This window comes from Bacillota bacterium, from assembly GCA_013314855.1.
Taxonomy (GTDB): Bacteria; Bacillota; Clostridia; order Acetivibrionales; family DUMC01; genus Ch48.
The window spans coordinates 1-8,883 of sequence record JABUEW010000152.1 but is presented as its reverse complement, the minus strand read 5'-3'; the positions used below and the strand labels follow the sequence as shown (position 1 = coordinate 8,883).

5 protein-coding genes are annotated in these 8,883 nt (G+C 40.0%); 3 read left to right on the top strand and 2 right to left on the bottom strand.

What is annotated here, in order from left to right; all coding sequences use genetic code 11:
* Positions 1 to 204 precede the first annotated feature (204 nt).
* The 3 genes from HPY74_18255 to HPY74_18245 all read left to right on the top strand — a co-directional run bounded on the left by HPY74_18255 (position 205) and on the right by HPY74_18245 (position 7,047).
* Positions 205 to 807: a hypothetical protein gene (locus HPY74_18255; GenBank protein ID NSW92568.1), complete on the top strand. Its 603-nt coding sequence runs from the start codon at positions 205 to 207 to the stop codon at positions 805 to 807.
* Between the two features lie 1,124 nt (positions 808 to 1,931).
* Positions 1,932 to 3,935, top strand: coding sequence for an ATP-binding protein (locus tag HPY74_18250; protein NSW92567.1), 2,004 nt, complete (start codon positions 1,932 to 1,934; stop codon positions 3,933 to 3,935).
* A complete protein-coding gene (locus HPY74_18245; GenBank protein NSW92566.1) occupies positions 3,856 to 7,047 on the top strand; it encodes a hypothetical protein in 3,192 nt (1,063 codons plus the stop codon). Before HPY74_18250 ends, HPY74_18245 begins: the two co-directional genes overlap by 80 nt.
* Before the next feature lie 1,029 nt (positions 7,048 to 8,076).
* On the opposite strand, the gene HPY74_18240 is transcribed toward HPY74_18245, so the two are convergent.
* Both HPY74_18240 and HPY74_18235 read right to left on the bottom strand, forming a co-directional pair.
* The gene (locus tag HPY74_18240; GenBank protein NSW92565.1) at positions 8,077 to 8,679 is read right to left on the bottom strand and encodes a hypothetical protein; all 603 of its coding nucleotides are present in this window, start codon (positions 8,677 to 8,679) and stop codon (positions 8,077 to 8,079) included.
* Between the two features lie 21 nt (positions 8,680 to 8,700).
* Positions 8,701 to 8,883 (bottom strand): hypothetical protein (locus tag HPY74_18235; GenBank protein ID NSW92564.1); only part of this gene is annotated, 183 nt, incomplete at its 5' end.

The window sequence follows — 8,883 nt, the reverse complement described above, 5'->3', positions numbered from 1 at the left end:
GGAGAATTAGTTGATCATAATGGCAGAGTAGCCAAATCAAATGTCACTGGAAAAGCAGCTAAAGTTCTTCAATATCTGATGAATGTTAAACCTAACTTCTTTAGATGTGAACCTATTATAATAATTGTACCGCCTGATTTAGACGATTTAATATATGGAGCTGACGGAGCGAGGGTATCCTAAATTCAATAAGGAGAAAAAACTGTGAATATTAATGAATTAAGATATACCGATATAACTTATGAGGAATACACGAAAATAAAGATGGAATACTACAAACACCTTTTATCGATGCCTTTCGGACCAAGAAGCTGCATATTAAAATATTTTGGAGATTCTTTTTTTCACGATGCTAAATTATTAAACTTGCAGATTAATCCCCATAAAAGAACTGCTAAATTTGAATTGAGCAGTGAAAATGTTCTTGAGGATATAAATTTCTATAGAGAACAACATGATCTTACAAGGATTCATAGCAAAGAGTTCTGGCGTAATCCTATAATCTTTCAGGTAGTTTTTTCAAATGTTCAACATTTTACGTCAGATATTAGTATAAGTGACGGTTTAATAGTAATTGATACGGAGATTGCATCGTATGACAGCCAAATTGGTTATGAAATACTATTTTATTTTGAAAACAAAGAAAAACTTAAACTATTTTGTAAAGGCGCTAATCTTACGATAGATTCTGGGATGGTTGGATATTATACAAACGGGTTAAAAGAAATACCGTATTGTTCAAATTGTAAGTCAAAGTTTATTACTACGAAGAAATTAACTGAATTATTAAAAGATGTTGAAAATTGACGTGTCATGGGGACGGGGTTGCCGACAACTTTTCTTCTCTGGACACAATTTGAAAGCAATTATGGCCGAGTTCTGCAAAGGATTCGGCCTTCGTCTGAAAAGCACCGGGGCGCGTCATCGCACAGCTTCGCGCGCGCCGACACTGCCCCTAGCCCGCTCCATGCCCAGGCTCCGGGCTGATCTCCTAAAACCATAACTTGATCACGTAAACCCGGAGTGCCTTCCGGGAGCTGGCGCTCCTGCGCTGTCACGCATCCGCGCTTTCCCTTCAGGCCCTCCTCGATCTCCCCATAGCCCAAACTTTACCTATGCAGCGGCCCTCCGCCTGCGCCTTCCGCTCGGTGCTCGGGGCATCATGGCAGCTCCGCTTCGCTCCACCCCCATCATGCCCTCGATGAAAGCTTTGCTTATGTCAGTAAATACTTACGGCGAAATCCAAACTGGCGGCCGTATTATCCATTTGGCTCCCGGTGGATAAAACGGCCTGGGCAAATATCCGATCACAGCGAAGGCCAAGGAACCTGCTCCGCTGCCGCTTCGCACGTTCCTTCTAAAGGCAAAGCTTAAATGATACCGGGCGGCATACTGCCGCCCAGAAATCCCTGTAAAATGCCGAGTCCGGGTGGGCTCGGCGAATGTAACATCTGCAAAGCAGATGCAAACCGGATTTTATTCCCCCCGCCTGAAAAAGTATTGAAGCGCGCGAGCGCGCCCTCTCTTCTGGCCTTCGGCCTTCTTATTTACTTAAGTACGTGCATTTGTACGTAAATTGGTATGTCCGGCAATCTCCCAAGCGGTACGTATATACGCACCGGTTCTTTCTAATAGAACTGGCTTTACCTCTCGGTTTTCGGCGCTTTAAAAAGCACCGGGGCATGGGCGGTAAAGTCACTAATTTTCTCGATTGATTAAATCTATCCGTAATACCGATCCCAGGCTTCTTTAAAACCCAATTTCCGCCCGAATCTGAATTTATACGTATATAAGTATTTAGTTGTAGATACTTGCTATGTGACTCGAACAATACAACTACATAATATTGTATGATTAAATTATGTGGATTGTCCCCATATTAGGAGTGCAACTCATAAGGTTTCTTCAGTCAATATGGAGGTAAAAATAAGATGGATTCAAAACAACAAAGCAACCCCTTTTCTACAGGGGGTGGGGGCACAATTTTTGAAACCCGTGTGCAAGCTGCATTTGTCGTACTCATGTTGACAGGGCAGATAGCTCCTTGCTTACCACCATGGCCTATTACAAAGATAAAACTTCAGGGCCGTTACGCAGGCTTCAATACAGATGATTTTATTGTTTTTGCCAAAGATCTTCAAACAGAAAAAGAGGCTAAACTTCTAGCTCAAATAAAACACTCTATTAGTATCACAGAAGGAAATGATGTGTTTGGCGAAGTAATTCAAGCTGCTTGGAATGATTTCCGTAATCCAGATATATTTACCGTCGGAAACGATGTATTTGCTCTTATCACAGGTCCGTTAAGTGCTACTGATATTAACAATACCCGTACTCTATTGGAATGGGCACGTCACTCCGATGATGCAAAAGAGTTCTTTCATAAAGTTAACTTGGCTAACTTCAGCAGTGACGCGAAAAGAGAAAAGTTAAAGGTTTTTCAGACACATCTGAACAAAGCCAACGATGGAAGTGATATTTCAGATGAGCAGTTTTGGGAATTTTTAAAAAGCTTTTATCTTCTCGGATATGATTTGGATATCGAATCAGGAATCACCCTTTCACTGCTCAGGTCATTAATCGCTCAAAGTACAACCGGGGATGCTCCATCCCTATGGTCAAGAGTCGTTGACGCGATACAATCATATAACCAAACCTCGGGAACTGTAACTTTAGCGATTCTGCCAACAGATATTGTAAATGCATTCAATAATCGGCAAAATAATCATTTCATTTCCGATGTCAGCCGATTAAGGGACCATGGGGATTACATTATAAATGGTATAAGAGAAAATATTGCTGGAGTGCATATCAATCGTTCCGATTTTTTTGATCAACTTTTAGAAATTAGTGAAGGTGCTGAATTTGTATTTCTTTCAGGAGAACGAGGCTGTGGAAAATCCAGTTTGGTAAGAGAGTTTGCCGAACATATGAGAGATCACGTTCCTGTCTTTTGCCTTCGTACCGAAGATCTAGATAAGGCACATCTCGATAATGTGTTTTCAGCAATTGGTTTAACAAGTTCAATCAGTGATCTTGAATCAGGTTTCACAATGATACCCAAGAAATATTTACTGATAGAATCACTGGAAAAACTACTTGAACTGCAAAATACCGCTGCTTTCACAGATTTAATCTACTTTATAAGGAAACACCCCGGATGGACAATTATTGCTAGTGGACGTGATTATGCTTATCAACAAATAACTTTACATTTTCTCCAGCCAAGTGGCATTCATTATTCATCGCTATTGATAAAGGACTTCAGCGATGGTGATGTTGAATATCTTTGTAAAAGTATAGACCTTTTAAAACCGTTATCGACTAATGAGTCGATAAAAGCGCTTCTCAAAAAGCCATACTATGCGGAACTGGCTTACAGAATTGCACAAACAGGAACTCAGTTTTCAAGCGGAGACGGAGAAAAGGAATTTCGGATAGCTGTTTGGAGAGATGTAATCTCTAAAGAGCATATACGGGCAAATGGCATGCCCCTGAGAAGGCGACAAACCTTTATTGACATTGCTTTAAAGCGGGCCAAGCAAATGGTTTATGGAGTGCCCGAAGCAGCGTTTGATTCCGACGCGCTGTTAAAGCTTGAGGAAGATAATTTAATATACCGAGATATATCAAATGGCTTGGTTAGTCCGGCACATGATGTTCTTGAGGATTGGGCACTTGAGCGATATATCGAAGAAGTTTCTCAGACATATATTGACGATATCAAGGGTTTTCTTGATGCTGTAGGGCATGAACCAGCCATGAATAGGGCCTTCCGCTTATGGCTCCATCAAAAAATAAGATTTGGTGAAAACGTTGCCCATCTGGTTCTTAATATTTTGAATGATGAAAACATTGAAAGTTGTTGGCAGGATGAAACTATATCGGCAATACTCCTTAGTAACACTTCTTATGAGTTTATTACCCAGTCTTAAGGAACAATTATTCGGGAATGACGGCAAATTGTTAAAACGTTTTTGCTTTATTCTTCGTATAGCCTGCAAGACATTGGATCTCGAAATTATAAAACTGCTTTCAGATAATCAAACATCGCAAGCATCCGATATTCTGTATCTTAAGCCATATGGTTCCGGCTGGGAAGACATAATTCTTTTCTTATTTGAAAATAAGGATTCTATTTCACCACAACTAATATCCCACATATCAGCTGTTCTTTATGAATGGTCTTCTATAGTGCATATTGAAAAAGAGTTGCCAACTCCATCCCGTGAAGCCGGTTTACTTGCGATGTATTTGCTCAATATGGTTAAAGACTTACATAGAGATGAAGGTTACCGAAGAAAATTGATTGCCGTTATAATTAAGGTTATTCCTACTATATTTAACGAATTCAAAGACCTAATGGAAGCGGATGTATTCCGTACTGACGATAATGGGCGTCGGTTTCCTTATGTAAAAGATTTTTGTGTCATGGCATTGACGGGGATCGACATAGCCTTCTTATGCAAAAATGCCCCTGATATGGTTATAAAACTTGCTTTTCATGAATGGCTAATCGACGAATCAAAAAAGAATCGACATCGTTCTTATAGTAATAATGTTGAAGAATGTTTTTGTCTTTATCCATTCAGAGAAGCATCTCAATTCTTTCCTCCCAGTGGGGCGAGAGGCCCATTTTCGCAACTATTACGTTTCAGTCCTCGAAAAGGCTTGGATTTTATTCTGGAACTTCTCAACATAACTGCAGAAAAATACGCTTATTCCGATCTTGACTCGCCCGGGAGATATTCTTTTCCAATTTTTAATATTAGTCAATCGGGAGTTAAACAAGTTGAAATAAGGCTGAATGACGGAACCAATGTGAAACAATTTTGTTCAAGCCGGCTGTGGTTGGGATACCGTAGTCATTCTGTAATTCCATATTTACTTCAATCAGCACTCATGGCACTGGAGAATTGGCTGATTAACAAAGTACAATATTCTAATTCCGAAGAAGAATTGGAATGGATTTTTGACTATATTTTACGAAACAGCAATTCCATCATGCCTACGGCGGTTTTGGCTTCTGTGGCAACAGGTTACCCAGATAAGCTTGGAAAGCTTGCATTACCTATCTTACGAGAACCGGAATTTTATAATTATGACTTAGAACGAACAGTCCATGAACGAGGCGGCAACGAAATTGATTGGCATAAAACGGGACTTAATCGCGAACCCTTGGCGGATATTTATTCCGAAGAAAGACGTTTGGCAGCGTTGCGATCATGGCGAAAAGAGCATTTGGAGGATTTGATTGTGCGTCTTCAGTTTTCAGATTTAAGAAACGAAGCACTTACTGTAATAGATGAATTACGGTCTAAGGCTCCAAATGAAGAGAAATGGCGTTTCCGCTTTCATAGGATTGACAGCCGCGGTTGGAAACCGGAATTAGACAATGATAATAATCGGATTATTTTCACTAATGAAAACTTGGAGCCTGATTTGGAAGAAATACAGAAGAAGACACAAGAGGATATGGCATTAACCAATCGCTTTTCCGCTATGTTCTTATGGTCAGAAAAAACCTTTAAAGGAGAAGCGTTGGACAGTGTTTATTATGCAAATTGGAATGATGCTCTTACAGAAGCGAAAAATCTTTTCGAGATAATAACAAGTGGAAACGCAAATGATTTATGGCGAATGCAGTTTGGAAGCATTGTAAAAGGTGCAGCCATCTTTTTACGGGATCATTCTGAAGAGTTAAAGGAAGATGATTTGTCTTGGTGCACCGGACTTGTAATTGAAACGGTTCTGGCTGATGCCGATACGAATGACTCAATAACGATTGCAGATAAAACAGACCTTGATGGCGCAGCAACGTCGGCTTTGATTCTTCCTATATTATTTAATTTTGTAGATAATGATAATGATAGGATTAGTATTAAAAGAATTATTGCCACTGCGCTCACGCATGCAAATGAAAATGTCAGAATAGGGACAGCAAATGGTATTAAAAAATATCTATGGCAAGTTGATCCTGATTTTGCACAGTCATGTTATATGGGAAGCATTGAATATGCACGGCTAAAATTAGAGGAAAGTAAAAATGCTGGATTTTGGGAATATTCAGAGGACGAAGAAATAGTTAAAACGAATTCACATGAAGCTTGGTTAGAGGATTTCCGCGAGCAGCTTGCCCGCGGAGAAATTGCCGTTAATATTGATGATATTTCCTTTAATACCCATAGCTCATGGCACATTTTAAGTTCCTGTTTAATGATTCCGGATGGTTCAGTCGAATCCACCCATATTTCTTTTCTTTCTCGAATGCTTAATCTTATCTTCGAAGCGGAAGAATCAAATAGCAGAGATTATCCTGAGAAAAAAATACGTATTTCTGATGAGTTACCGATGAACTTTGCTAAAAAGTTGGCTGAGTATTTATTAAATATATCCGAAAATGATACCCCAATATTTGTTGAACAGTTGCGAAATGGATGTGATACGGCACCTGATTTTGTACATTGGTTATTGCTATATTTGGAACTCGTTACTGAAGAAATGGGTAAAAAGGAGTTATACTGGAAGTTCTGGGCTAAACTATCTGAAAAAGTTCAAGAAATAGCAATATCTATCCAAAAACAAGCGAGATATAGTAATGATCACAAAGTCAAATTAATACGTGGTATATTGCATGCTGATACCCCATGGCAAAAAGTTGATTATGAAAATAAGGATATTGCTCTAGGAAAAGATTTAATCCTAGAATTTGTTAATAATGCAGGGGAGAATCCGGATGTTTTTGGAGCTATGGCTTCACTCATTTACCACTTTCCTTCTATTTTCTTGACTCCTGGATTACTTATTCTTTCAAAGCATCTAAAAAAGTCGGATGGAATTATACTGCTCTCCAGGGTTAATACCGCGTTTTATTTAGAAAGATGTATTCAACGCTTATTATTGCATGACAACACTGGACCATTGTCAAGAGAATTGCATGAATCTTGTTCTGTTTTGCTTGATGCAATAATTGAAACGGCTTCATCAGGAGCTTATTTCTTACGTGAACATCTAATTCGTTCTCATCGAATCATGAATTTTAAGTGAAAATTAGCATTCATAAAGACATCTTTATTTTACAACTAAATACTTATATACGTATAAATTCAGATTCGGGCGGAAATTGGGTTTTAAAGAAGCCTGGGATCGGTATTACGGATAGATTTAATCAATCGAGAAAATTAGTGACTTTACCGCCCATGCCCCGGTGCTTTTTAAAGCGCCGAAAACCGAGAGGTAAAGCCAGTTCTATTAGAAAGAACCGGTGCGTATATACGTACCGCTTGGGAGATTGCCGGACATACCAATTTACGTACAAATGCACGTACTTAAGTAAATAAGAAGGCCGAAGGCCAGAAGAGAGGGCGCGCTCGCGCGCTTCAATACTTTTTCAGGCGGGGGGAATAAAATCCGGTTTGCATCTGCTTTGCAGATGTTACATTCGCCGAGCCCACCCGGACTCGGCATTTTACAGGGATTTCTGGGCGGCAGTATGCCGCCCGGTATCATTTAAGCTTTGCCTTTAGAAGGAACGTGCGAAGCGGCAGCGGAGCAGGTTCCTTGGCCTTCGCTGTGATCGGATATTTGCCCAGGCCGTTTTATCCACCGGGAGCCAAATGGATAATACGGCCGCCAGTTTGGATTTCGCCGTAAGTATTTACTGACATAAGCAAAGCTTTCATCGAGGGCATGATGGGGGTGGAGCGAAGCGGAGCTGCCATGATGCCCCGAGCACCGAGCGGAAGGCGCAGGCGGAGGGCCGCTGCATAGGTAAAGTTTGGGCTATGGGGAGATCGAGGAGGGCCTGAAGGGAAAGCGCGGATGCGTGACAGCGCAGGAGCGCCAGCTCCCGGAAGGCACTCCGGGTTTACGTGATCAAGTTATGGTTTTAGGAGATCAGCCCGGAGCCTGGGCATGGAGCGGGCTAGGGGCAGTGTCGGCGCGCGCGAAGCTGTGCGATGACGCGCCCCGGTGCTTTTCAGACGAAGGCCGAATCCTTTGCAGAACTCGGCCATAATTGCTTTCAAATTGTGTCCAGAGAAGAAAAGTTGTCGGCAACCCCGTCCCCATGACACGTCAATTTTCAACATCTTTTAATAATTCAGTTAATTTCTTCGTAGTAATAAACTTTGACTTACAATTTGAACAATACGGTATTTCTTTTAACCCGTTTGTATAATATCCAACCATCCCAGAATCTATCGTAAGATTAGCGCCTTTACAAAATAGTTTAAGTTTTTCTTTGTTTTCAAAATAAAATAGTATTTCATAACCAATTTGGCTGTCATACGATGCAATCTCCGTATCAATTACTATTAAACCGTCACTTATACTAATATCTGACGTAAAATGTTGAACATTTGAAAAAACTACCTGAAAGATTATAGGATTACGCCAGAACTCTTTGCTATGAATCCTTGTAAGATCATGTTGTTCTCTATAGAAATTTATATCCTCAAGAACATTTTCACTGCTCAATTCAAATTTAGCAGTTCTTTTATGGGGATTAATCTGCAAGTTTAATAATTTAGCATCGTGAAAAAAAGAATCTCCAAAATATTTTAATATGCAGCTTCTTGGTCCGAAAGGCATCGATAAAAGGTGTTTGTAGTATTCCATCTTTATTTTCGTGTATTCCTCATAAGTTATATCGGTATATCTTAATTCATTAATATTCACAGTTTTTTCTCCTTATTGAATTTAGGATACCCTCGCTCCGTCAGCTCCATATATTAAATCGTCTAAATCAGGCGGTACAATTATTATAATAGGTTCACATCTAAAGAAGTTAGGTTTAACATTCATCAGATATTGAAGAACTTTAGCTGCTTTTCCAGTGACATTTGATTTGGCTACTCTGCCATTATGATCAACTAATTCTCC

Coding starts and splice junctions, on each gene's coding strand:
- HPY74_18250 (NSW92567.1), top strand. CDS start 1,932: ATGGATTCAAAACAACAAAGCAACCCCTTTTCTACAGGGGGTGGGGGC.